The sequence below is a fragment of the Allobosea sp. GW823-FHT01F03 genome, from assembly GCF_058798075.1.
In genome coordinates, this window is the sequence record NZ_CM179505.1 from 2,740,849 (window position 1) to 2,761,761 (window position 20,913).

32 protein-coding genes are annotated in these 20,913 nt (G+C 65.9%); 31 read left to right on the forward strand and 1 reads right to left on the reverse strand.

Going from position 1 to position 20,913, the window contains the following annotated elements; all coding sequences use genetic code 11:
- The first annotated feature begins 43 nt into the window (after nt 1-43).
- The 29 genes from rplC (at nt 44) to AC3RCC_RS13295 (ending at nt 17,422) form a co-directional block, all read left to right on the forward strand.
- A complete protein-coding gene (gene rplC / locus AC3RCC_RS13155) occupies nt 44-769 on the forward strand; it encodes a 50S ribosomal protein L3 (RefSeq protein WP_492258663.1) in 726 nt (241 codons plus the stop codon).
- Entirely contained in the window at nt 769-1,389 is a 621-nt protein-coding gene (gene rplD, locus AC3RCC_RS13160; RefSeq protein WP_492258664.1) for a 50S ribosomal protein L4, read from the forward strand. Before rplC ends, rplD begins: the two co-directional genes overlap by 1 nt.
- Nucleotides 1,386-1,694: a 50S ribosomal protein L23 gene (locus AC3RCC_RS13165; protein ID WP_291641576.1), complete on the forward strand. Its 309-nt coding sequence runs from the start codon at nt 1,386-1,388 to the stop codon at nt 1,692-1,694. Before rplD ends, AC3RCC_RS13165 begins: the two co-directional genes overlap by 4 nt.
- Before the next feature lie 15 nt (nt 1,695-1,709).
- The gene (rplB, locus tag AC3RCC_RS13170) at nt 1,710-2,552 is read left to right on the forward strand and encodes a 50S ribosomal protein L2 (protein WP_291641573.1); all 843 of its coding nucleotides are present in this window, start codon (nt 1,710-1,712) and stop codon (nt 2,550-2,552) included.
- Between the two features lie 8 nt (nt 2,553-2,560).
- Nucleotides 2,561-2,839: a 30S ribosomal protein S19 gene (gene rpsS, locus AC3RCC_RS13175; RefSeq protein ID WP_066480075.1), complete on the forward strand. Its 279-nt coding sequence runs from the start codon at nt 2,561-2,563 to the stop codon at nt 2,837-2,839.
- Nucleotides 2,840-2,842: 3 nt separating this feature from the next.
- Complete coding sequence (rplV, locus tag AC3RCC_RS13180; RefSeq protein WP_066480071.1) at nt 2,843-3,226, forward strand: 50S ribosomal protein L22; 384 nt, start codon at nt 2,843-2,845, stop codon at nt 3,224-3,226.
- A 10-nt stretch (nt 3,227-3,236) separates the two neighbouring features.
- The gene (gene rpsC, locus AC3RCC_RS13185; protein ID WP_291641570.1) at nt 3,237-3,953 is read left to right on the forward strand and encodes a 30S ribosomal protein S3; all 717 of its coding nucleotides are present in this window, start codon (nt 3,237-3,239) and stop codon (nt 3,951-3,953) included.
- Between the two features lie 18 nt (nt 3,954-3,971).
- Nucleotides 3,972-4,385 carry a 50S ribosomal protein L16 gene (gene rplP / locus AC3RCC_RS13190; protein WP_291641568.1) on the forward strand — a complete coding sequence of 138 codons (414 nt, stop codon included), beginning with the start codon at nt 3,972-3,974 and terminating at the stop codon, nt 4,383-4,385.
- 10 nt (nt 4,386-4,395) lie between these two features.
- The gene (gene rpmC, locus AC3RCC_RS13195; protein WP_291641566.1) at nt 4,396-4,608 is read left to right on the forward strand and encodes a 50S ribosomal protein L29; all 213 of its coding nucleotides are present in this window, start codon (nt 4,396-4,398) and stop codon (nt 4,606-4,608) included.
- Nucleotides 4,609-4,619: 11 nt separating this feature from the next.
- Nucleotides 4,620-4,862 (forward strand): 30S ribosomal protein S17, encoded by a 243-nt coding sequence (gene rpsQ / locus AC3RCC_RS13200; protein WP_066480058.1) that lies wholly within the window; start codon nt 4,620-4,622, stop codon nt 4,860-4,862.
- 108 nt (nt 4,863-4,970) lie between these two features.
- Nucleotides 4,971-5,339: a 50S ribosomal protein L14 gene (rplN, locus tag AC3RCC_RS13205; RefSeq protein ID WP_066480057.1), complete on the forward strand. Its 369-nt coding sequence runs from the start codon at nt 4,971-4,973 to the stop codon at nt 5,337-5,339.
- Nucleotides 5,339-5,656 carry a 50S ribosomal protein L24 gene (gene rplX, locus AC3RCC_RS13210; protein WP_066480055.1) on the forward strand — a complete coding sequence of 106 codons (318 nt, stop codon included), beginning with the start codon at nt 5,339-5,341 and terminating at the stop codon, nt 5,654-5,656. Before rplN ends, rplX begins: the two co-directional genes overlap by 1 nt.
- The gene (gene rplE, locus AC3RCC_RS13215; RefSeq protein ID WP_291641560.1) at nt 5,649-6,215 is read left to right on the forward strand and encodes a 50S ribosomal protein L5; all 567 of its coding nucleotides are present in this window, start codon (nt 5,649-5,651) and stop codon (nt 6,213-6,215) included. Before rplX ends, rplE begins: the two co-directional genes overlap by 8 nt.
- A gap of 36 nt (nt 6,216-6,251) precedes the next feature.
- Nucleotides 6,252-6,557: a 30S ribosomal protein S14 gene (gene rpsN, locus AC3RCC_RS13220; RefSeq protein ID WP_110489257.1), complete on the forward strand. Its 306-nt coding sequence runs from the start codon at nt 6,252-6,254 to the stop codon at nt 6,555-6,557.
- Between the two features lie 12 nt (nt 6,558-6,569).
- A complete protein-coding gene (gene rpsH / locus AC3RCC_RS13225) occupies nt 6,570-6,968 on the forward strand; it encodes a 30S ribosomal protein S8 (protein ID WP_291641555.1) in 399 nt (132 codons plus the stop codon).
- 35 nt (nt 6,969-7,003) lie between these two features.
- Complete coding sequence (gene rplF, locus AC3RCC_RS13230; protein ID WP_291641553.1) at nt 7,004-7,537, forward strand: 50S ribosomal protein L6; 534 nt, start codon at nt 7,004-7,006, stop codon at nt 7,535-7,537.
- A gap of 11 nt (nt 7,538-7,548) precedes the next feature.
- A complete protein-coding gene (gene rplR / locus AC3RCC_RS13235; RefSeq protein WP_291641550.1) occupies nt 7,549-7,911 on the forward strand; it encodes a 50S ribosomal protein L18 in 363 nt (120 codons plus the stop codon).
- A gap of 131 nt (nt 7,912-8,042) precedes the next feature.
- On the forward strand, nt 8,043-8,606 hold the full coding sequence (gene rpsE / locus AC3RCC_RS13240) for a 30S ribosomal protein S5 (RefSeq protein ID WP_066480040.1): 564 nt from the start codon (nt 8,043-8,045) through the stop codon (nt 8,604-8,606).
- Nucleotides 8,607-8,616: 10 nt separating this feature from the next.
- A complete protein-coding gene (gene rpmD / locus AC3RCC_RS13245; protein WP_291641546.1) occupies nt 8,617-8,811 on the forward strand; it encodes a 50S ribosomal protein L30 in 195 nt (64 codons plus the stop codon).
- A gap of 12 nt (nt 8,812-8,823) precedes the next feature.
- On the forward strand, nt 8,824-9,303 hold the full coding sequence (rplO, locus tag AC3RCC_RS13250) for a 50S ribosomal protein L15 (RefSeq protein ID WP_492258665.1): 480 nt from the start codon (nt 8,824-8,826) through the stop codon (nt 9,301-9,303).
- Nucleotides 9,304-9,396: 93 nt separating this feature from the next.
- The gene (gene secY / locus AC3RCC_RS13255) at nt 9,397-10,734 is read left to right on the forward strand and encodes a preprotein translocase subunit SecY (RefSeq protein WP_492258666.1); all 1,338 of its coding nucleotides are present in this window, start codon (nt 9,397-9,399) and stop codon (nt 10,732-10,734) included.
- Entirely contained in the window at nt 10,734-11,315 is a 582-nt protein-coding gene (locus tag AC3RCC_RS13260; RefSeq protein ID WP_291641540.1) for an adenylate kinase, read from the forward strand. The genes secY and AC3RCC_RS13260 overlap by 1 nt, the downstream gene beginning before the upstream one ends.
- A 72-nt stretch (nt 11,316-11,387) precedes the next feature.
- Entirely contained in the window at nt 11,388-11,684 is a 297-nt protein-coding gene (locus tag AC3RCC_RS13265) for an alkylphosphonate utilization protein (protein ID WP_291641538.1), read from the forward strand.
- A gap of 202 nt (nt 11,685-11,886) precedes the next feature.
- Entirely contained in the window at nt 11,887-13,083 is a 1,197-nt protein-coding gene (locus AC3RCC_RS13270; protein WP_492258667.1) for an ABC transporter substrate-binding protein, read from the forward strand.
- A gap of 236 nt (nt 13,084-13,319) precedes the next feature.
- On the forward strand, nt 13,320-13,688 hold the full coding sequence (gene rpsM / locus AC3RCC_RS13275; RefSeq protein ID WP_291641533.1) for a 30S ribosomal protein S13: 369 nt from the start codon (nt 13,320-13,322) through the stop codon (nt 13,686-13,688).
- Between the two features lie 173 nt (nt 13,689-13,861).
- Entirely contained in the window at nt 13,862-14,251 is a 390-nt protein-coding gene (gene rpsK / locus AC3RCC_RS13280) for a 30S ribosomal protein S11 (RefSeq protein ID WP_291641531.1), read from the forward strand.
- Between the two features lie 91 nt (nt 14,252-14,342).
- Nucleotides 14,343-15,359, forward strand: a complete 1,017-nt coding sequence (locus AC3RCC_RS13285; RefSeq protein WP_291641529.1) for a DNA-directed RNA polymerase subunit alpha — start codon at nt 14,343-14,345, stop codon at nt 15,357-15,359.
- A gap of 116 nt (nt 15,360-15,475) precedes the next feature.
- A complete protein-coding gene (gene rplQ / locus AC3RCC_RS13290; RefSeq protein ID WP_291641527.1) occupies nt 15,476-15,895 on the forward strand; it encodes a 50S ribosomal protein L17 in 420 nt (139 codons plus the stop codon).
- A 261-nt stretch (nt 15,896-16,156) separates the two neighbouring features.
- Nucleotides 16,157-17,422, forward strand: a complete 1,266-nt coding sequence (locus AC3RCC_RS13295) for a Glu/Leu/Phe/Val family dehydrogenase (RefSeq protein WP_291641525.1) — start codon at nt 16,157-16,159, stop codon at nt 17,420-17,422.
- Nucleotides 17,423-17,493: 71 nt separating this feature from the next.
- Here AC3RCC_RS13295 and AC3RCC_RS13300 read toward each other — a convergent pair whose 3' ends face one another.
- Complete coding sequence (locus tag AC3RCC_RS13300; RefSeq protein ID WP_492258668.1) at nt 17,494-17,913, reverse strand: BLUF domain-containing protein; 420 nt, start codon at nt 17,911-17,913, stop codon at nt 17,494-17,496.
- 158 nt (nt 17,914-18,071) lie between these two features.
- On the opposite strand from AC3RCC_RS13300, the gene AC3RCC_RS13305 reads away from it, so the two are divergent.
- Nucleotides 18,072-19,502 (forward strand): DegQ family serine endoprotease, encoded by a 1,431-nt coding sequence (locus AC3RCC_RS13305; RefSeq protein WP_492258669.1) that lies wholly within the window; start codon nt 18,072-18,074, stop codon nt 19,500-19,502.
- A 1-nt stretch (nt 19,503) separates the two neighbouring features.
- Nucleotides 19,504-20,811, forward strand: a complete 1,308-nt coding sequence (locus tag AC3RCC_RS13310; protein WP_492258670.1) for a replication-associated recombination protein A — start codon at nt 19,504-19,506, stop codon at nt 20,809-20,811.
- The last annotated feature ends 102 nt before the right edge of the window (nt 20,812-20,913 follow it).

Genomic DNA, 20,913 nt, shown 5'->3' on the forward strand with positions numbered 1-20,913 from the left:
TGCTTTCCCGGATGGACATGACCCCAAGGGAAGGTGTGCACCGATGCGTTCCGGTGTGATTGCACAGAAAGTCGGGATGACCCGCATCTTCACCGATGCCGGCGAGCATATCCCGGTCACGGTGTTGAAGCTCGACAACTGCCAGGTTGTCGCGCATCGCACGGTCGAGAAGAACGGCTATGTCGCCGTGCAGCTCGGGTCGGGCTTGGCCAAGGTCAAGAACGTCTCGAAGGCGCAGCGCGGCCATTTCGCCGTCGCCAAGATCGAGCCGAAGCAGAAGCTCGTCGAGTTCCGCGTCAGCAACGACGCGCTGATCCCGGTCGGCGCCGAGCTCACCGCCGACCATTTCGTCGTCGGCCAGTTCGTCGATGTCAGCGGCACCACCACCGGTAAGGGTTTCGCCGGCGGCATGAAGCGCTGGAACTTCGGTGGTCTGCGCGCCACGCACGGCGTCTCGATCTCGCATCGCTCGATCGGTTCGACCGGCGGTCGCCAGGATCCCGGCAAGACCTTCAAGAACAAGAAGATGCCCGGCCATATGGGTGTCGATCGCGTGACCACGCAGAACCTGCGCGTCGTCCAGACGGATGTCGAGCGCGGTCTGATCCTGGTCGAGGGCGCGGTCCCCGGCGTGGCTGGTGGCTGGATCCATGTCCGCGATGCGGTCAAGCGCGCTTTGCCGAAGGACGCTCCGCTTCCGGGCAAGTTCAAGGTCGCCGGTGGCGACGCCCAGGCTCCTGCGGCCGAGACGGTTGAGGAGAACGCGTGATGAAGCTCGATATCACCACTCTCGAAGGCGGTAACGCCGGTTCCGTCGAGCTTTCGGACGCGATCTTCGGCCTCGAGCCGCGCGCCGACCTGCTCGCCCGCATGGTCCGCTATCAGCTCGCCAAGCGTCGCGCCGGTACGCACAAGACCAAGGGCCGCTCGGAGATCGATCGCACCCGCAAGAAGATCTACAAGCAGAAGGGCACTGGCGGCGCTCGCCACGGCGCCGCTTCGGCCCCGCAGTTCCGCGGCGGCGGCAAGGCCTTCGGGCCGGTGGTGCGCGATCACGCGCACGACCTGCCGAAGAAGGTGAAGGCCCTGGCCCTGCGCCATGCGCTTTCGGCCAAGGCCAAGGATGACGGCCTGATCATCATCGACGATGCGAAGCTCGCAGAGCCGAAGACCAAGATCCTGCTCGGCCATTTCAGCAAGCTCGACCTGTCGAGCGCGCTGGTGATCGGCGGCGCCGAGATCGATGCGAACTTCGGCCTGGCCGCGCGCTCGATCCCGAATGTCGACGTCCTGCCGGTTCAGGGTATCAACGTCTATGACATCCTGCGTCGCGACAAGCTCGTGTTGACGCGCTCGGCTGTCGATGCGCTGGAGGCGCGCTTCAAATGAGCCAGTCCAAGAACATGGATCCGCGGCACTACGACGTCATCGTCAGCCCGGTGATCACCGAGAAGGCGACCATGCTCTCCGAGCACAACAAGGTCGTTTTCGAGGTTGCCAAGACCGCGACGAAGCCGCAGATCAAGGCGGCGGTCGAGAAGCTGTTCGACGTCAAGGTGAAGAGCGTCAACACGCTGGTCACCGAGGGCAAGGTCAAGGTCTTCCGGGGCCGGCTCGGCCAGCGCTCGGACGTCAAGAAGGCGGTCGTGACCCTCGAAGAAGGTCACTCCATCGACGTGACCACGGGCCTGTAAGAGAGGATCGACAACATGGCTTTGAAGCATTTCAAGCCGGTCACGCCGAGCCTTCGCCAGCTCGTGATCGTCGACCGCAGCGAGCTCTACAAGGGCAAGCCCGTCAAGGCGCTGACCGAGGGCAAGTCGTCCTCGGGCGGCCGCAACAACAACGGCCGCATCACCGTCCGCTTCCGCGGCGGTGGCCACAAGCGCACGCTGCGTCTGATCGACTTCAAGCGTCGCGGCAAGGCCGGCATCCCGGCGACCGTGGAGCGGATCGAGTATGATCCGAACCGCAGCGCCTTCATCGCGCTGATCACCTATACCGACGGCGTCCAGTCCTACATCCTGGCGCCGCAGCGCCTGGCGGTCGGCGACACCGTGATCTCCGGCGACTCGGTCGACGTGAAGCCCGGCAACGCCGCCCCGATGGGCTCGCTGCCGATCGGCACGATCGTCCACAATGTCGAGCTGAAGATCGGCAAGGGCGGGGCGCTCGCGCGTTCGGCCGGCAACTACGCCCAGATCGTCGGTCGCGACCAGGGCTATGTCGTGGTTCGTCTGAACTCCGGCGAGCAGCGCCTGATCAGCGGCCAGTGCTATGCGACCGTCGGTGCGGTTTCGAACCCGGACCACATGAACACGAACGACGGCAAGGCAGGGCGCTCGCGCTGGCTGGGTCGCCGTCCGCACAACCGTGGCGTCTCGATGAACCCGGTCGACCACCCGCATGGCGGCGGTGAAGGCCGCACCTCGGGCGGCCGTCATCCGGTCACGCCCTGGGGTCTGCCGACCAAGGGTAAGAAGACCCGCTCGAACAAGCGGACCGACACCTTCATCGTGTCGAGCCGTCACGCCCGCAAGAAGAAGAACTGAGGTCCGTCATGGCGCGTTCGCTTTGGAAAGGTCCGTTTGTCGACGGATACCTTCTGAAAAAGGCCGAGGTCGCCCGTTCGGCGACCCGGCAGGAAGTCATCAAGATCTGGAGCCGCCGCTCCACGATCCTGCCGCAGTTCGTCGGTCTGACGTTCGGCGTCTACAACGGCCACAAGCATGTGCCGGTCGCCGTGTCCGAGGAGATGGTGGGTCACAAGTTCGGCGAGTTCTCGCCGACCCGCACCTTCCACGGCCACGCTGCCGACAAGAAGGCGAAGAGGAAGTAAGCCATGGGAAAGCCCTCCGCCCCCCGTGCGCTGCCTGAGAACGAGGCGGTTGCGGTTGCCCGCAACCTCCGCGTCTCCCCGCAGAAGCTGAATCTTCTCGCCCAGCTCATCCGTGGCAAGAAGGTCTCGACCGCGCTCGCCGATCTCGAGTTCTCGCGCAAGCGGATCTCGACCGATGTGCGCAAGTGCCTGCAGAGCGCGATCGCCAACGCCGAGAACAATCATGATCTCGACGTCGACGATCTCGTCGTCGCCCAGGCTTTCGTCGGCAAGGCGCTGGTCATGAAGCGCTTCCACGCCCGCGCCCGCGGCCGTGGCGCCCGCATCATGAAGCCCTTCGCCAACATCACGATCGTGGTGCGCGAAGTCCAGGCGGCCAAGGCCTGAGGAGAGAACGATGGGTCAGAAAATCAATCCGATCGGCCTTCGTCTCGGCATCAACCGGACCTGGGATTCGCGCTGGTTCGCCAACAAGGGCGAATATGGCAAGCTGCTCCACGAGGACATGGCGATCCGCGCCGCCCTCATGAAGCTGCTGAAGCAGGCCGCCGTCTCGAAGATCATCATCGAGCGCCCGCACAAGAAGTGCCGCGTCACCATCCACTCGGCTCGCCCGGGCGTGGTGATCGGCAAGAAGGGCGCCGACATCGAGAAGCTCCGCAAGGCGGTGATGAAGCTGACGAACGCCGACGTCACCATCAACATCGTCGAGGTGCGCAAGCCGGAGATCGACGCGACCCTGGTCGCCGACTCGATCGCCCAGCAGCTCGAGCGCCGCGTCGCTTTCCGTCGCGCCATGAAGCGGGCCGTTCAGTCGGCCATGCGTCTGGGCGCCGAGGGCATCCGCATCAACTGCTCGGGCCGTCTCGGCGGGGCTGAGATCGCGCGCCTGGAATGGTATCGCGAAGGTCGCGTGCCGCTGCATACGCTGCGCGCCGATGTCGACTACGGTGTCGGCACCGCCTTCACGACCTACGGGACGTGCGGCATCAAGGTCTGGATCTTCAAGGGCGAGATCCTGGAACACGACCCGATGGCCCAGGACAAGCGCCTCTCGGACGAGGGCGGCCGCTCCGGTGGTGAGCGTCGCGAACGTCGCGAGCAGGCTGCGTAAGGCTGATCGAGAAGAGCCATGCTGCAACCAAAGCGCACTAAATTCCGTAAGCAGTTCAAGGGGCGCATCTCCGGCGCCGCCAAGGGCGGCACGGACCTCAACTTCGGCCAGTTCGGCCTGAAGGCGATGATGCCCGAGCGCATCACTGCCCGTCAGATCGAGGCTGCCCGTCGTGCCATCACCCGCGCCATGAAGCGCGCCGGCCGCGTCTGGATCCGCGTGTTCCCTGACGTGCCGGTTTCCAAGAAGCCGACCGAAGTCCGCATGGGTAAAGGCAAGGGCTCGCCCGAGTATTGGGCGGCCAAGGTCAAGCCGGGCCGGATCATGTTCGAGATCGACGGCGTCGCCGAGGACACCGCCCGCGAGGCGCTGCGTCTCGGGGCGGCCAAGCTCCCGATCAAGACCCGCTTCATCCAGCGCATCGCCGAGTAAGGAGGGCGACATGAAAGCTACGCAACGCCTTTCCGATCTCAAGGTGATGAGCACGGACCAGCTCCAGGAAGAGCTCCTGAAGCTCAAGAAGGAGCAGTTCAACCTGCGTTTCCAGCGCGCCACCGGCCAGCTCGAGAACACCTCGCGCGTCACCGAGGTCCGCAAGGAGATCGCCCGCATCAAGACGCTGCAGCGGTCCAAGACCGTCGCCGCGAGCGCCTGAGGAGTTAGACCATGCCGAAGCGCGTGCTGCAGGGCGTCGTCGTCAGCGACAAGCAGAACAAAACTGTTGTGGTTAAGGTGGAGCGGCGGTATACGCACCCGCTCCTCAAGAAGACGGTTCGCCGTTCGAAAAACTACCACGCCCACGATGAGGGCGAGGTGGCCAAGATCGGTGATCAGGTCTGGATCGAGGAATCCAAGCCCATCTCTAAGTTGAAGAGCTGGGTTGTGCTCGACGGCGCGCCGAAAGCGTAAAGTCATTTCGAGGCCAGGGGGCGATCGACCCCCGTCAGTCGTAGTCCGGGCGGAGCCTAAAGCTCTCGTCCGGAAACCGCGCTGATATGGAATGGAAGGATCAAGGCCATGATCCAGGTGCAGACGAATCTCGAGGTCGCCGACAATTCTGGCGCCCGCCGCGTGATGTGCATCAAGGTTCTCGGCGGCTCGAAGCGGCGCTATGCCCGCATCGGCGACATTATCGTGGTCTCCATCAAGGAAGCCATCCCGCGCGGCCGCGTGAAGAAGGGCGACGTCATGAAGGCGGTCGTCGTTCGCACGGCCAAGGACGTCAAGCGTCCGGACGGTTCGGTGATTCGGTTCGACCGCAATGCGGCCGTTCTGATCAACAACCAGAAGGAGCCTGTGGGCACCCGTATCTTCGGACCGGTTCCGCGCGAGCTGCGCGCCAAGAACCACATGAAGATCATTTCGCTCGCTCCTGAGGTGCTGTAATGGCTGCGAAAATCAAGAAGGGCGACAAGGTCGTCGTGCTCGCCGGCCGCGACAAGGGCAAGGATGGCGAAGTCCTCCAGGTCCTGCCGAAGGACGGCCGCGCCGTCGTGCGTGGCGTCAATCTGGTGAAGAAGCACACCAAGGCCACGGCGCAGTCCGAGGGCGGCATCATCAGCAAGGAAGCCACGATCGACCTGTCGAACCTGGCCGTCGCCGATCCGAAGGACGGCAAGCCGACCCGCGTCGGCTTCAAGGTGCTCGATGACGGCCGCAAGGTCCGTTTCGCCAAGCGTTCGGGGGATCTGATCGATGGCTGACAATCAGCAGGCGGCCCTGACGCCGCGTATGAAGAAGCACTACGAGGACGTTGTCCGTCCGGCCATGATCGCCGAGTTCGGCTACAAGAACGTCATGGAAGTGCCGACGATCGAGAAGATCGTCATCAATATGGGCGTTGGTGAAGCGACGGCCGACCGCAAGAAGGTCGACAACGCCGCCGGCGACCTCGCCCTGATCGCCGGTCAGCGGCCGGTCATCACCAAGTCCCGCCTCGCCATCGCCGGCTTCAAGCTGCGCGAGAACATGGCGGTGGGCTGCAAGGTCACGCTGCGCAAGACCAAGATGTTCGAGTTCGTCGACCGGCTCGTCACCATCGCCTTGCCGCGCGTGCGCGACTTCCGCGGTCTCAACCCGAAGTCGTTCGACGGGCGCGGCAATTTCGCGCTCGGGATCAAGGAGCACATCGTGTTTCCGGAGATCAACTACGACAAGGTCGACCAGGTCTGGGGTATGGACGTGATCGTCTGCACGACTGCGAAGTCGGACGACGAAGCTCGCGCCCTGCTCAAGCACTTCAACTTCCCGTTCCGGCAGTGAGCCGACCGGCTCATACGCGGAAACCAGGAGACATCGATGGCTAAGAAAAGCTCCGTCGAGAATAACAACCGCCGCAAGGCGCTCGTGAAGAAGTTCGCGGGCCGGCGCGCGCGGCTTCTCGCGATCGCCAATGACGAAAGCCAGTCCATGGACGAGCGCTTCCTCGCTCGCCTCAAGCTGGCCGAACTGCCCCGCAACTCCGCCGGCATTCGCGTGCGGAACCGTTGCGAAGTCACCGGCCGCCCGCGGGCGTTCTACCGCAAGCTGAAGATGTCGCGCGTTGCTTTGCGCGAGCTCGGCAACAAGGGGCTGGTTCCCGGCCTTGTCAAGTCGAGCTGGTGAGGAGGTAGCATCATGGCGATCATCGATCCGCTCGGAGATATGCTGACCCGCATCCGCAACGCTCAGTTGCGGCGCAAGTCGCGCGTCTCGACCCCTGGCTCGAAGCTGCGCGCCCGCGTGCTCGACGTGCTTCAGTCCGAGGGTTACATCCGCGGCTACACCCAGACCGAGTTCGGCAATGGCCGGACCGAGTTCGACATCGAGCTGAAGTACCATGAGGGCCAGCCGGTCATCCGGTCGATCTCTCGGGTCTCCAAGCCCGGCCGCCGTGTCTACTCTTCGGTCGAGACGATGCCGCGCGTGGCCGATGGCCTCGGCGTCACCATCATCTCGACGCCGAAGGGTGTCATGCCCGATCACCTTGCCCGCGAGCAGAACGTGGGCGGCGAAGTGCTCTGCAAGGTCTTCTGACCTTTCAGGCACGGCTGCTCATCAGGAGAAATCCAATGTCTCGTATCGGTAAGAGGCCGGTTCTGGTCCCCGCTGGCGTCACCGCCAACGTTTCCGGCCAGTTGGTCAAGATCAAGGGTTCGAAGGGCGAGATGTCCTTCGAGGTTCCCGACGACGTCTCGGTCGCGCTGGAGAACGGCGCCATCGCCGTCCAGCCGCGTTCGCAGAGCAAGCGCGCCCGCTCGCTCTGGGGCACCTCGCGTGCCCGCATCAACAACCTGGTCATCGGCACCACTGCGGGCTTCGAGAAGAAGCTCGAGATCAACGGCGTCGGTTACAAGGCTGCGGTTGCCGGCAAGGTTCTGAAGCTGTCGCTCGGCTTCAGCCATGACGTCGACTACACGATCCCGGAAGGCGTCACGATCACGACGCCGAAGCCGACGGAAATCGTCGTCGCCGGCATCGACAAGCAGGTCGTCGGCCAGACCGCCGCGGAGATCCGCGAGTATCGTGGCCCCGAGCCCTATAAGGGCAAGGGCGTCAAGTACGCTGGCGAGTTCATCTTCCGCAAGGAAGGCAAGAAGAAGTAAGGACGGCAGGGATGAGCAAGCAGACAGTTGCGACTGCGCGCCGCAAGGCCCGCGTCCGCCGCGCGATCAAGGCGGTTGCCAATGGTCGCGCCCGCCTGTCGGTGCACCGCACTGGCAAGCAGATCTACGCCCAGATCATCGACGACGGGAAGGGCGTGACGCTCGCTTCCGCTTCGTCGCTGGACAAGGACATCCGTGGCGACATCAAGTCGGGCGCGAATGTCGTGGCGGCTGCGCAGATCGGCAAGATCATTGCCGAGCGTGCGCTCAAGGCCGGCGTCAAGGAAGTGGTCTTCGACCGCGGTTCCTATATGTATCACGGCCGCGTCAAGGCGCTGGCCGATGCCGCTCGCGAAGGCGGGCTGAGCTTCTGACGTTCAGGAATTGCGGTGCGCGGGGAACCCGGTGGGTTCTCCGCGCACCGCATTGTAGTGGCTGCCCCATCCGGGGCGCTCGAGCGAGCGGCGGGGTCCCTGGCCCTGGTCCGCGCAAGTAAGAGGATGACATGGCGAGAGAACCTCGTGACCGTCAGGATCGCGAAGAGCGCGATTCCGAATTCGTGGACCGTCTGGTCCACATCAACCGCGTCGCCAAGGTGGTGAAGGGCGGGCGTCGCTTCGGCTTCGCTGCGCTCGTCGTCGTCGGCGACCAGAAGGGCCGCGTCGGCTTCGGCCACGGCAAGGCCCGTGAAGTTCCCGAGGCGATCCGCAAGGCCACGGAAGCCGCCAAGCGCGGTCTCGTCCGTATCCCGCTGCGCGAGGGCCGCACCCTGCATCACGACGTCCACGGCCGCCACGGCGCCGGCAAGGTCGTGCTGCGCGCTGCCCCGGCCGGTACCGGCATCATCGCCGGCGGCCCGATGCGCGCCGTCTTCGAGGCGGTCGGCATGCAGGACGTCGTGTCGAAGTCGCTCGGCTCTTCGAACCCTTACAACCTCGTGCGCGCCACCTTCGACGCGCTGAAGAACGAGGATTCGCCGCGCAGCGTCGCCGCCCGGCGTTCGCTGAAGGTCTCGGCCCTGCAGACGCGTCGTCGCGATGCCGGCACCGATGCCGCGGCCGAAGCGTGAGGAGGGTTCTATGGCAAAGTCCGAGAAGACCCTCACCGTCGAGCAGATCGGTAGCCCGATCCGCCGCGACGCGTCGCAGCGCCAGACCCTGATCGGTCTCGGCCTGAACAAGATCCGCCGCCAGTCGACCCTGCAGGACACGCCGGCCGTGCGTGGCATGGTCGAGAAGGTCAAGCACCTCGTCCGCGTCGTCGACGCGAAGTGAGGAGGGGCGAACATGAAACTCACTGATATCCGTGACAACGTCGGTGCCGCCAAGTCGCGCATCCGCGTCGGCCGTGGCATTGGCTCCGGCAAGGGCAAGACCGGCGGGCGTGGCGTCAAGGGCCAGACCTCCCGCGCTGGTGTCGCGATCAACGGCTTCGAGGGCGGCCAGATGCCGCTTTATCGGCGCCTGCCGAAGCGCGGCTTCCACAACCTGTTCGCCCGCGAGCTGAACGAGGTCAATCTCGGCCGGATCCAGCAGGCGGTCGAGGCCGGCAAGCTGGATGCCAAGGGGGCCGTCACGCTCGAGGCGCTCGTCGCCGCCGGCGTGATCACCAAGGCTGCGCGCGACGGCGTCAAGATCCTCGGCGTGGGCGAGCTCAAGACCAAGCTCGCCTTCGAGGTCGCCGGTGCGTCGAAGTCCGCCGTCGAGGCGATCGAGAAGGCCGGCGGTTCGGTCAAGATCCTGACGGCCGCCGCTTCACAGGCGTGATCGCTACGCTTACATGACTGAACGCGAACGGCGGCCGGGCCTGAAGCCCTGGCCGCCGTTCGACTGTCTGACTATCACCGAAGGACCGGACGCATGGCATCGGCGGCTGAACAGCTTGCTTCAAACCTGAATTTCGCCGCGTTCGCCAAGGCGGACGAACTGAAGAAGCGAATCTGGTTCACCCTGGGCGCGCTGATCGTCTTCCGGCTCGGTACTTATATTCCGCTGCCCGGCATGAACCCGGACGCGGTCGCCGATCTCTTCAAGCAGACCCAGCAGGGTGTGCTCGGCATGTTCAACATGTTCTCGGGCGGCGCCGTCGGCCGTCTGGCGATCTTCGCCCTGAACATCATGCCCTACATCTCGGCCTCGATCATCGTGCAGCTGCTCTCCAGCGTTGTGCCGACCTTCGAGGCGCTGAAGAAGGAAGGCGAGGCGGGTCGCAAGATCCTCAACCAGTACACCCGCTATCTGACCCTGGTGCTGGCGCTGTTCCAGGCCTGGGCGATCGCGGTCGGCCTGCAGGGCTCGGGCAATCTCGTCCTGGAGCCGGGGCCGTTCTTCCTGGTCTCTACCACCATCACCCTGGTCGGCGGCACGATGTTCCTGCTCTGGCTCGGCGAGCAGATCACCAGCCGCGGCATCGGCAACGGCACCTCGATCATCATCTTCGGCGGCATCATCGCCGAGTTCCCGGCGCAGCTGGCGCAGACCCTCGAGCTCGGCCGCCAGGGCGCGATCTCGACCGGCCTGCTGCTCGGCGTGATGGTCATGGCGGTCGTCGTCATCGCCTTCGTCGTGTTCATCGAGCGCGCCCAGCGCCGGCTGCTGATCAACTATCCGAAGCGCCAGGTCGGCAACCGCATGTATGAGGGCCAGACCTCGTTCCTGCCGCTGAAGCTCAACACCGCCGGCGTGATTCCGCCGATCTTCGCCTCGTCGCTGCTGCTGCTGCCGACGACGATCGCGAGCTTCTCGCAGGCGTCTGGCGGAACGGGCGTGCTGGCGACGATCGCCACCTATCTCGCCCATGGCCGGCCGCTGTTCATGATTCTCTATGCGGCGCTGATCATCTTCTTCTGCTTCTTCTACACCGCGATCGTGTTCAATCCGGTCGAGACGGCGGACAACCTCAAGAAGCATGGCGGCTTCATGCCGGGCATCCGCCCGGGCGAGCGCACCGCGGAGCATATCGACCGCGTGCTGACGCGCATCACCGTGCTCGGCGCCGGCTATTTGACTATCGTCTGCTTGATCCCGGAGATGATGATCTCCTATGCCCAGATTCCGATCATCCTCTTGGGCGGCACTTCGCTGCTCATCGTGGTGACGACGACGATGGATACCGTGGCGCAGGTCCACGGGCATCTGCTGGCCCATCAGTATGAAGGGCTGGTCAAGAAGGCGAAGCTGCGGGGGGCAAAGCGCTGATGAGACTGATCTTCCTGGGGCCGCCAGGGGCGGGGAAGGGCACTCAGGCGGTACGCATCGTCGAGAAGCACGGCATTCCGCAGCTCTCGACGGGCGACATGCTGCGGGCTGCGGTCGCGGCCGGAACGCCGGTCGGCGTCAAGGCCAAGGCGGTGATGGATGCCGGCGGGCTGGTCTCCGACGAGATCGTCATCGGCATCGTCGCCGATCGGATCGAGGAGGCGGACGCCAAGAAGGGCTTCATCCTGGACGGGTTTCCGCGGACGCTGGCCCAGGCCGAGGCGCTCGACGAGATGCTGGCCTCCAAGGGGCTGAAGCTCGACAAGGTGCTGGAGCTCAAGGTCGACCAGAGCAAGCTCGTCGACCGGATCGTGCGGCGCGCCGAAGAGGCGAAGGCCGCCGGGCAGCCGGTGCGCAAGGACGATGATCCCGAGGTCTTCAAGACAAGGCTGCAGGCCTATAACCGCGACACCGCGGTGGTCGCGCCCTATTACGAGAAGCGTGGCCAGCTGACCGCGATCGACGGCATGCAGCCGATCGACCATGTGACCTCGGCGATCGAGAAGGCGCTGGCGGGCTGAGAGCCTCGCGCAGGTTTCAAGTTCACAAGCCGCGCGGTGCTCGCCGCGCGGCTTTTTCAATGGAGTGGAATGATGGCCGACGACGATTACGTCTATGACGAGGCGACTGGCGAATGGCGCCCGGCTTCGGAGATGGCGGCTGCCGCCGCCGCGGTGCCGGAGGTGCGCGACGCGTCCGGCAACGTCCTCGCCGATGGCGACTCGGTGACGCTGATCAAGGACCTCAAGGTCAAGGGCGCGAACCAGACGCTGAAGCAGGGCACGGTGATCCGCTCGATCCGGCTGACGGGCAATCCCGAGGAGATCGACTGCCGCTATGAGGGCATCAAGGGCCTCGTCCTGCGCACGGAGTTCGTTCGCAAGCGGTGAGGCCTTGGGCTCCGCAAATCAGGGTTGTGCGGATTTGCGGCAGCGCGGGCACGGTTTCGCGCTCCGCTGAGGCAATTGACACATCTCCTTCCGGAAACTGAACTCGGCACAGGCCCATGAAGGCCGAGACACGGACCGGCGACAGTCGAGCGCGGTGGCGATCCGCCATCGCCGGCGGGCCGGCCGGAGACGGGAGGACAGCATGAAACGGGTTGCTTGCATTGTGGCGGCTGCGCTGCTGGCAGCCGCGCCGACCGCGCGGGCACAGGATGCGGTCAAGATCGGCGTTCTCAACGATCAGTCGGGAAATTATGCCGAATTCGGCGGGCTCGGCTCGGTCGAGGCGGCGAAGCTGGCGATCGAGGATTTCGGCGGCTCGGTGCTGGGCAAGCCGATCGAGATCGTCGCCGCCGATCACCAGAACAAGCCCGACATCGCGGCGGGCCTCGCCCGGCGCTGGTATGATGTCGACGGCGTCACCGCGATCGCCGACCTGACCAATTCGGCGGTCGCGCTCGCGGTCGCCGGCATCGCCAAGGAGCGGCAGAAGGTCACGCTCTACAACGGGCCGGCGACGACGCGCCTCTTCAACGAGGACTGTTCGGCGACCGGCTTCATGTGGACCTTCGACACCGCGACCTCCGCCAAGGGCACGGCGCTGTCGATCCTGCGCGAGGGCGGGGACAGCTGGTACATCATCGCCGCCGACTATGCCTTCGGCCATCAGCTCACGGCCGATATCGAGAGGATCGTCGCGGCCAATGGCGGCAAGACGCTCGGCACCGTCAGGGCTCCGCTCTCGACGCCGGACTTCTCGTCCTTCCTGCTGCAGGCGCAGGCCTCCAAGGCCAAGATCGTCGCCTTCGCCAATGCCGGTACCGACACGATCAACTCGATCAAGCAGGCTGGCGAATTCGGCCTGGTCGACGGCGGCCAGAAGCTCGCGGCGATGGTCGTGGTGCTGAGCGACGTGCACGGGCTCGGCCTCGACAAGGCCAAGGGGCTGATCACCACCACCGCTTATTATCACGATGCCGACAAGCCGAGCCGCGACTGGGCCGATCGCTATATGGCGCGGACCAAGAAGATGCCGGGCATGATCCAGGCCAGCGTCTATTCCTCGGTGCTGCACTATCTCAAGGCGGTGAAGGCGGCCGGCACCGCCGCCGGCCCGGCCGTCGCGGCGAAGATGCGGGAGCTGCCGGTCGAGGATTTCTACGCGCCGGGCGCGAAGATCCGCGAGGATGGCCGGCTGCTGAACGACATGCTGCTGGTCGAGGCCAAGGCTCCCTCGGCGTCCAAGGCGCCCTGGGACTATTTCAAGGTCGTCCGCAAGATCCCGGCTTCCGAGATCATCGCGCCGCTCTCCGAGAGCAAGTGCAACCTCGTGAAGAAGTGAGGGCTGGGTACCCGCCCAGGGCTCCGGTCCGGCTTGACAGCCCGGGCCGGAGCGACTAACAGCCGGCCATCCGGTTTCATAGAGCGATGCCGACGCCTTCGCGAGAAGGGGCGGTGTCGCATTCTCGCATGGAACGGATTCAACGCCTCGCAGGGGCCGGCCTCCACCGGACGCGGGGTTCTTTCAATTGCCGCGAACGCCATCGGGCATCGCGGCCGACATGGAGAGGTGAAGCCATGGCTCGTATTGCGGGCGTCAACATTCCGACCGGCAAGCGCGTCGTCATCGCGCTGCAGTACATTCACGGCATCGGCGCCGCCAAGGCGCAGGAGATCTGCGAGAAGGTCGGTATCGTGGCCGAGCGCCGCGTCAACCAGCTGACCGACGCCGAGGTGCTGCAGATCCGCGAGACGATCGACCGCGACTACCTCGTCGAGGGCGATCTGCGCCGCGAAGTCACCATGAACATCAAGCGTCTGATGGACCTCGGCTGCTATCGCGGCCTGCGTCATCGCCGCTCGCTGCCGGTGCGCGGTCAGCGCACCCATACCAACGCCCGCACCCGCAAGGGCAAGGCGAAGCCGATCGCCGGCAAGAAGAAGTAAGGTTCGGCCGAGCCGAACGTCATGGCCGGGCTCGACCCGGCCATCTCGTGACGAGGTCGCCACGCTGCGCCTCTCCGGCCGGAGATGCCCGGGTCAAGCCCGGGCATGACGGCCGAAAGTTCTCTCCCCAGCGCCTGGCATGACGGGCGCGCCTGAAGGATGAAAGAAAGACCATGGCCAAGGAAGCCCAGCGCATTCGTCGTCGCGAGCGCAAGAACATCGTCTCCGGCGTCGCGCATGTGAACGCCTCGTTCAACAACACCATGATCACCATCACCGACGCGCAGGGCAACACGATCTCGTGGTCGTCAGCCGGCACGATGGGCTTCAAGGGCTCGCGCAAGTCGACCCCCTATGCCGCCCAGATCGCGGCCGAGGATGCCGCCCGCAAGGCCGCCGAGCATGGCATGCGTACCCTCGAGGTCGAGGTCACCGGTCCCGGTTCGGGCCGCGAGTCGGCGCTGCGTGCGCTGCAGGCCGCCGGCTTCACCGTCACCTCGATCCGTGACGTGACCCCGATCCCGCACAATGGCTGCCGGCCGCGCAAGCGTCGCCGCGTCTGAGCCGCGGATCGGATTGCGGCACCCGCAAGGGCGGGTGCCGGTACGGGGCGGCCCGCCGTCGCCATTGCATTGAAGCACCAGGAGTGCGGTCGTGATCAGCAAGAACTGGCAGGATTTGTCCAAGCCGAACAAGCTCGAAGTGAAGGTCGGGGACGACCCGAAGCGTCAAGCCACCGTGATCGCGCGCCCGCTGGAGCGCGGCTTCGGCATGACGCTCGGCAACGCCCTGCGCCGCGTGCTGCTCTCCTCGCTCCAGGGTGCGGCGGTCACCGCCGTCCAGATCGACGGCGTGCTGCATGAGTTCTCTTCGATCCCGGGCGTTCGCGAGGACGTCACCGACATCGTCCTCAACATCAAGGCCATCGCGCTGAAGATGCAGGGCGAGGGGCCGAAGCGCATGACCCTGCGCAAGACCGGTCCGGGCGTCGTCACCGCCGGCGACATCAACACCGTCGGCGACGTGTCGATCCTGAACCCCGAGCTGGCGCTCTGCACGCTGGACGACGGCGCCGAGATCCGCATGGAGTTCACGGTCAACACCGGCAAGGGCTATGTCCCGGCCGAGCAGAACCGTCCCGAGGACGCGCCGATCGGCCTGATCCCGGTCGACAGCCTGTACTCGCCGGTCAAGAAGGTCTCCTATCGCGTCGAGAACACCCGCGAGGGCCAGAACCTCGACCGCGACATGCTGACCATGGCGATCGAGACCAATGGCTCGGTCTCGCCGGAGGACGCGCTGGCGCTCGCCGCCCGCATCCTGCAGGACCAGCTCGCCGTGTTCATCACCTTCGAGGAGCCGCGCAAGGAAGAGGCCGTCTCGACCGCGCCGCAGCTGCCCTTCAACCCGGCGCTGCTCAAGAAGGTCGACGAGCTCGAGCTTTCGGTGCGTTCGGCGAACTGCCTGAAGAACGACAACATCGTCTATATCGGCGACCTCATCCAGAAGTCGGAGGGCGAGATGCTGCGCACCCCGAACTTCGGCCGCAAGTCGCTGAACGAGATCAAGGAAGTGCTCGCCACCATGGGCCTGCATCTCGGCATGGACGTCACCGGCTGGCCGCCGGAGAACATCGAAGAGCTGGCGAAGCGCTTCGAAGAGCACTACTGAGAGTTCAACAAGGCGCAGGCTCAGGCCTGCGCCTTTCGGCACGGCGCATTCCGCGCCGGAGCATAAGGGACGGCCGTTCCGTGGCACGGCGGCCGTAAGCAACGAAGGAGCCAATCATGCGTCACGGTTTTCGCGGTCGTCGTTTCAACCGCTCGGCTGAGCATCGCAAGGCGATGTTCGCCAACATGGCTCAGGCCCTGATCAAGCACGAGCAGATCACCACCACTTTGCCGAAGGCCAAGGACCTGCGTCCGGTCGTCGAGAAGCTGGTGACCCTCGGCAAGCGCGGCGACCTGCATGCCCGCCGCCAGGCGATCGCGCAGATCAAGGACGTCGCCCTGGTCGGCAAGCTCTTCGAGGTGCTCGGCCCGCGCTACAAGGAGCGCAATGGCGGCTATCTGCGCATCATGAAGGCGGGCTTCCGCTTCGGCGACAACGCTCCGCTCGCGGTGATCGAGTTCGTCGATCGCGACGTCGAGGCCAAGGGCAAGGATTCCGGCCCGGTCTTCACGGCCGAGGACGAGCAGGCCGCCTGAGGCCGACAAGCACGGTTTTCGAAAGGGCGGCCTCCGGGCCGCCCTTTTTCGTTGCGCCGCAACAAAAGACCGGAATGGGGCGGCTGAGAGCGCAGGCTTCGCAGATTATGCGGTCCCGGGCTGAGATCGGGGTGCTTTCGGGTGCGGCGGGTCGTCGCTGCCGCATTTTTGTATGGTTCGAACTGCGTGGTTCGCCCTTGTACCCGCCGTGCCTTCTGATTATGCGATTGCCTCTTCCTCGCTCACGTACAGGAAACTTCGATGTCCGAAGACAGCCTCCTCGACCATGCGCTCGTCCGACTGGATGACGCGGCCCGGCATCTCAATATCGACCCGGACGTGATCGAGAAGCTGAAATTCGCACGCGAGACGACCAAAGCCCGGCTGATGATCCGCATGGATGACGGCTCGCGGAAATCCTTCCTGGCCTGGCGCTGCCGCTATGACGACACGCGCGGCCCGACCAAGGGCGGCATCCGCTTCCACCCGTCCTCGACCATCGACGAGGTCGAGACGCTCGCCTTCTGGATGACCTTCAAATGCGCCGTGATGAACCTGCCCTATGGCGGCGGCAAGGGCGCGGTCCAGGTCGACCCGCGGCAGCTCTCGAAGGCTGAACTGGAGCGCCTGGCGCGCGCCTATATCCAGGCCTTCGCGCGCATCATCGGCCCCGATCGCGACATCCCGGCGCCGGACGTCTACACCAACGCCATGATCATGGGCTGGATGGCCGACGAATACGCGCAGATCGTCGGTCAGGCGGAGCCGGCCGTGATCACCGGCAAGCCGATCGCGCTCGGTGGCTCGCTCGGCCGCAACGACGCGACGGCGCGCGGCGGCTATTACCTCGTGCGGCATCTTGCCGGTGAACTCGGCCTCGGCGACGGCATGCGCGTCGCGGTGCAGGGCTTCGGCAATGCCGGCCAGTTCATCGCGCGCCTGCTCGACGGCGACGGGCACAAGATCGTCGCCGTCTCGGATTCGGAAGGCGCCGTGTTCGCGCCGAACGGGCTCGATATCGGGGCGCTGCTCTCGGCCAAGGCGAGCGGCAAGTCGGTGCTCTCCACCGTCGGAGCCCATGGCCACGAAGCGCTTTCGGCGGATGCGCTGATCGGCGTCGATTGCGATCTGCTGGTCCCGGCGGCGCTGGAGAACATGATCCACGAGGACAATGCCGCGCAGGTCAAGGCGCGCATCGTCCTCGAACTCGCCAACGGGCCGATCACCAGCGAGGCCGATGCCATCCTCGACGAGCGCGGCGTGATCGTCCTGCCGGACATCCTCGCCAATGCCGGTGGCGTCACCGTCTCCTATTTCGAGTGGGTGCAGAACCGCCAGGGCTTCTATTGGCCGCTCGAGGAGATCCATGACCGGCTGCGCACCATCATGGAGCGCGAGGGCAGGGCGATCTGGGGCGTCTCGAAGGAGAAGGGCGTCTCGATGCGCACCGCCGCCTATGTACATGCGCTGAGCCGCCTGGCGGAGGCGATCGAGGCCCATGGCACGCAGAGCTTCTTCGTGACCTGAGCCCTGCGCAGCAGGCGACAGCCACCGGAAGGGGCGGCCTTTGCCGCCCCTTTTTCATGTCGGGATAGGGTTCACCTGATCTGGCTGGCGAGCTCGCCGGCGAGATCGAGCAGGGTGTCGGTCGGCTGGGCGTAGAGATCGGCCTCCGGCGTCACGCCATAGAGCGAGAAGATGAAGTCATTGGTCTCGTCCTGCTCGGAGAGGGCCATCGACCAGTCGGCGAAGCCGCGCCGCTCGATCGGCTCCCGGGCCAGCAGGCGCAGATTGGCGTGGCGCGGATCGACCACGATGCGGCCATAGGTTTCGGCGACATTCTCCGCCTCGCCCTCGAGAACCTGCGCGAAGGCGCCGGGTGTCGCCAGGAGAAAACCGGTTACATGATTGTCGGCATTGAGCCGCTGCGCCGTCGCGAGCATCCGGGCGAGTTCCATACGACGATTGACCTCGACGAGGCGGCTTTCGCTGGCATAAACAAGGCGCACGAGGCTCACGAAGCCGGTCCTTTCTCGTCAGGCTGGCCGGCAGGTCGTGCCGGGCCGGCCGGGTTCCTCCGGAAACCGCACGCAATGCGCCGGTTCGGACAGGTTATGGCGGTAGTGCGGCCATGAAAACGCAAATGCAGTCGATACGCTTCATGAAAGGTTCTGGGATGTCGGGCCGAATCAAGCTTTCCGGTGCAGGCGTCGCGGCCGCTCTTCTGGCCTCGACCATGCTCGCCGGGGCGCCGTCCTCGCCGGCTTTCGCGCAGGACCGCCAGGTGCCGGAGACGCGCCAGCAGGTTTCGCTGTCCTTTGCGCCGGTGGTCAAGAAGACCGCCCCCTCCGTGGTCAACGTCTATGGCGCGCGCATCGAGCGGCGGCCGCAGAACCCGTTCATGGACGATCCGTTCTTCCGCCGCTTCTTCGGCGATGGCGGCTTCGGCGTGCCGCGCGAACAGGTGCAGCGCTCGCTCGGCTCGGGCGTGATCGTCGATGCAACCGGGCTGGTGGTGACCAATAATCACGTCATCGAGGGGATGAGCGAGGTCAAGGTCGCGCTCGCCGACAAGCGCGAATTCGAGGCGACGATCCTGCTGCGCGATCCGCGCACCGATCTTGCCGTGCTGAAGATCCAGGCCAAGGACCTGAGCGCGCTGGAACTCGCCGATTCCGACAAGGTCGAGATCGGCGATCTTTCGCTGGCGATCGGCAACCCCTTCGGCGTCGGCCAGACGGTGACGCAGGGCATCATCTCCGCCCTGGCGCGCACCCAGGTCGGCGTCGGTGACGCGCAGTCCTTCATCCAGACGGACGCCGCGATCAACCCGGGCAATTCCGGCGGCGCGCTGGTCGACATGCAGGGCCGGCTGGTCGGCATCAACACCGCGATCTTCTCGCGGTCCGGCGGCAGCGTCGGCATCGGCTTCGCCATTCCCTCCTCTATGGTCCAGGTCGTGGTCGCCAGTGCCAAGGCCGGGGCGAAGACGGTGCGTCGCCCCTGGTTCGGGGCGCGCCTGCAGGTGCTGACCGCCGACGTCGCCGACGGGCTCGGGCTCGATCGCCCGGCTGGCTCCGTCGTCGCCAGCGTGGTCGAGAAGGGCCCGGCGGCCGAGGGCGGCCTCAAGCGCTCCGATGTGATCCTGGCGGTCGACGGTGTCGCCGTCGACGACCCCGAGAGCTTCGGCTACCGCTTCGCGACGCGCCCGCTCGGCGGGGTGACCTCGCTCACCGTGCTGCGCGGCGGCAAGCGCATCGTCGTGCCGATCAAGCTTTCGCCGGCGCCGGAGACGCGGCCGCGCGAGCCGGTCAAGCTCGGCGGACGCACGCCGCTTGCCGGGCTCACCGTGATGAACCTCTCGCCGGCCCTGGCCGAGGAACTCTCGGTCGAGACCGGGAACGAGGGGGTCATCGTCGGCGCGATCGAGGAGGGCAGCCCCTCGGCGCGCGTCGGCTTCCAGAAGGGCGACCTGATCCTCGCCATCAATGGCGAGCGCATCGCGACCTCGCGCGAGCTCGAGAGCGCGACCCGCGAGCGCAAGCGCGCCTGGGAGGTGACGATCTCGCGCGGCGGCAAGACCGTGACCTCCGTCTTCGGCGGATGAGGTGAGCGATCTCTTCGCCGCTTCCGGCCTCGACAAGGCCGGTCCGAGACCGCTGGCCGACCGTTTGCGACCGACCACTTTCGGCGAGGTCGCGGGCCAAGAACACCTGACCGGGCCGGACGGGGTGCTGTCGCGCCTCGTCGCCTCGCGCTCGCTCGGCAGCCTGATCTTCTGGGGCCCGCCCGGCACCGGCAAGACCACGGTGGCACGGCTGCTCGCCGGCATGGTCGACCTCGGTTTCGAGCAGATCAGCGCGATCTTCTCCGGCGTCGCCGATCTCAAGAAGGCCTTCGACAGCGCCCGCGGCCGCCGGCTCGGCGGCAAGGGAACGCTGCTCTTCGTCGACGAGATCCACCGTTTCAACCGGGCCCAGCAGGACGCCTTCCTGCCGGTGATGGAGGACGGCACGATCACGCTGGTCGGCGCCACCACCGAGAACCCGTCCTTCGCGCTCAACGCCGCACTGCTCTCGCGGGCGCGCGTCCTGACCTTCAAGGCGCTGGACGAGGCAGCGCTGCTCTTCCTGCTCGGCCGGGCCGAGGTGCTGGAGGGCCGCGAACTGCCGCTGACGCCCGAGGCGCGGCAGCAATTGGCGCGCTTCGCCGATGGCGACGGGCGGGCGGTGCTGACGCTGGCCGAGGAGATCTGGCGCGCCGCCAAGCCGGGCGAGGTCTTCGACGAGGCCGGGCTCGCCGAGGTGATCCAGCGGCGGGCGCCGATCTACGACAAGGCGCAGGACGGCCACTACAACCTGATCTCGGCGCTGCACAAGACGATCCGCGGCTCCGATCCGGACGCGGCGCTCTACTATTTCGCCCGCATGCTCGATGCCGGCGAGGACCCGCGCTTCCTGGCGCGCCGGCTGGTGCGCATGGCGGTCGAGGATATCGGCCTCGCCGATCCGCAGGCGCTGATCCATGCCCGCGCCGCGGCCGAGACCTATGAGCAGCTCGGCTCGCCGGAAGGGGAGCTCGCGCTCGCCAATTGCGTGATCTATCTCGCCACGGCGCCAAAATCGAACGCGGCCTATCTCGCCTACAAGGCGGCGATGCGCACCGCCAAGCAGGCGGGCTCGCTGACCCCGCCCAAGACGATCCTCAACGCGCCGACCAAGCTGATGAAGGAAGAGGGCTACGGCGCCGATTACGCCTATGACCATGACGCGCCCGACGCCTTCTCCGGCCAGAATTACTGGCCCGACGCGCTCGGGCGGCAGTATTTCTACGACCCGCCGGAACGCGGCTTCGAGCGCGAGATCAGGAAGCGGCTGGAATACTGGGAGAAGCTCAGGCAGGAGCGGGGCGGGTAGGGCGCCGCGCCAATCGGAGCCGAGGCGGCGTCCGCGCCTGTGTCCGGTGCATGGCGGCCAGCCCCATGCAACGGAACCGCGATCGGCAGGCATCCGCTAGAT

What these genes read in the sequence shown, in the direction of transcription:
- rplX (WP_066480055.1), top strand. Translation starts at nt 5,339, where the DNA reads ATGGCTGCGAAAATCAAGAAGGGCGACAAGGTCGTCGTGCTCGCCGGC.
- rplC (WP_492258663.1), top strand. Translation starts at nt 44, where the DNA reads ATGCGTTCCGGTGTGATTGCACAGAAAGTCGGGATGACCCGCATCTTC.
- rplV (WP_066480071.1), top strand. Translation starts at nt 2,843, where the DNA reads ATGGGAAAGCCCTCCGCCCCCCGTGCGCTGCCTGAGAACGAGGCGGTT.
- rplF (WP_291641553.1), top strand. Translation starts at nt 7,004, where the DNA reads ATGTCTCGTATCGGTAAGAGGCCGGTTCTGGTCCCCGCTGGCGTCACC.
- AC3RCC_RS13270 (WP_492258667.1), top strand. Translation starts at nt 11,887, where the DNA reads ATGAAACGGGTTGCTTGCATTGTGGCGGCTGCGCTGCTGGCAGCCGCG.
- rpsM (WP_291641533.1), top strand. Translation starts at nt 13,320, where the DNA reads ATGGCTCGTATTGCGGGCGTCAACATTCCGACCGGCAAGCGCGTCGTC.
- rpsH (WP_291641555.1), top strand. Translation starts at nt 6,570, where the DNA reads ATGGCGATCATCGATCCGCTCGGAGATATGCTGACCCGCATCCGCAAC.
- rplR (WP_291641550.1), top strand. Translation starts at nt 7,549, where the DNA reads ATGAGCAAGCAGACAGTTGCGACTGCGCGCCGCAAGGCCCGCGTCCGC.
- rpmD (WP_291641546.1), top strand. Translation starts at nt 8,617, where the DNA reads ATGGCAAAGTCCGAGAAGACCCTCACCGTCGAGCAGATCGGTAGCCCG.
- AC3RCC_RS13165 (WP_291641576.1), top strand. Translation starts at nt 1,386, where the DNA reads ATGAGCCAGTCCAAGAACATGGATCCGCGGCACTACGACGTCATCGTC.
- secY (WP_492258666.1), top strand. Translation starts at nt 9,397, where the DNA reads ATGGCATCGGCGGCTGAACAGCTTGCTTCAAACCTGAATTTCGCCGCG.
- AC3RCC_RS13265 (WP_291641538.1), top strand. Translation starts at nt 11,388, where the DNA reads ATGGCCGACGACGATTACGTCTATGACGAGGCGACTGGCGAATGGCGC.
- AC3RCC_RS13295 (WP_291641525.1), top strand. Translation starts at nt 16,157, where the DNA reads ATGTCCGAAGACAGCCTCCTCGACCATGCGCTCGTCCGACTGGATGAC.
- rpsE (WP_066480040.1), top strand. Translation starts at nt 8,043, where the DNA reads ATGGCGAGAGAACCTCGTGACCGTCAGGATCGCGAAGAGCGCGATTCC.
- rpmC (WP_291641566.1), top strand. Translation starts at nt 4,396, where the DNA reads ATGAAAGCTACGCAACGCCTTTCCGATCTCAAGGTGATGAGCACGGAC.
- rplB (WP_291641573.1), top strand. Translation starts at nt 1,710, where the DNA reads ATGGCTTTGAAGCATTTCAAGCCGGTCACGCCGAGCCTTCGCCAGCTC.
- AC3RCC_RS13305 (WP_492258669.1), top strand. Translation starts at nt 18,072, where the DNA reads ATGTCGGGCCGAATCAAGCTTTCCGGTGCAGGCGTCGCGGCCGCTCTT.
- rpsK (WP_291641531.1), top strand. Translation starts at nt 13,862, where the DNA reads ATGGCCAAGGAAGCCCAGCGCATTCGTCGTCGCGAGCGCAAGAACATC.
- rplE (WP_291641560.1), top strand. Translation starts at nt 5,649, where the DNA reads ATGGCTGACAATCAGCAGGCGGCCCTGACGCCGCGTATGAAGAAGCAC.
- AC3RCC_RS13260 (WP_291641540.1), top strand. Translation starts at nt 10,734, where the DNA reads ATGAGACTGATCTTCCTGGGGCCGCCAGGGGCGGGGAAGGGCACTCAG.
- rplD (WP_492258664.1), top strand. Translation starts at nt 769, where the DNA reads ATGAAGCTCGATATCACCACTCTCGAAGGCGGTAACGCCGGTTCCGTC.
- rplN (WP_066480057.1), top strand. Translation starts at nt 4,971, where the DNA reads ATGATCCAGGTGCAGACGAATCTCGAGGTCGCCGACAATTCTGGCGCC.
- rplP (WP_291641568.1), top strand. Translation starts at nt 3,972, where the DNA reads ATGCTGCAACCAAAGCGCACTAAATTCCGTAAGCAGTTCAAGGGGCGC.
- rplO (WP_492258665.1), top strand. Translation starts at nt 8,824, where the DNA reads ATGAAACTCACTGATATCCGTGACAACGTCGGTGCCGCCAAGTCGCGC.
- rpsN (WP_110489257.1), top strand. Translation starts at nt 6,252, where the DNA reads ATGGCTAAGAAAAGCTCCGTCGAGAATAACAACCGCCGCAAGGCGCTC.
- rpsC (WP_291641570.1), top strand. Translation starts at nt 3,237, where the DNA reads ATGGGTCAGAAAATCAATCCGATCGGCCTTCGTCTCGGCATCAACCGG.
- rplQ (WP_291641527.1), top strand. Translation starts at nt 15,476, where the DNA reads ATGCGTCACGGTTTTCGCGGTCGTCGTTTCAACCGCTCGGCTGAGCAT.
- rpsS (WP_066480075.1), top strand. Translation starts at nt 2,561, where the DNA reads ATGGCGCGTTCGCTTTGGAAAGGTCCGTTTGTCGACGGATACCTTCTG.
- rpsQ (WP_066480058.1), top strand. Translation starts at nt 4,620, where the DNA reads ATGCCGAAGCGCGTGCTGCAGGGCGTCGTCGTCAGCGACAAGCAGAAC.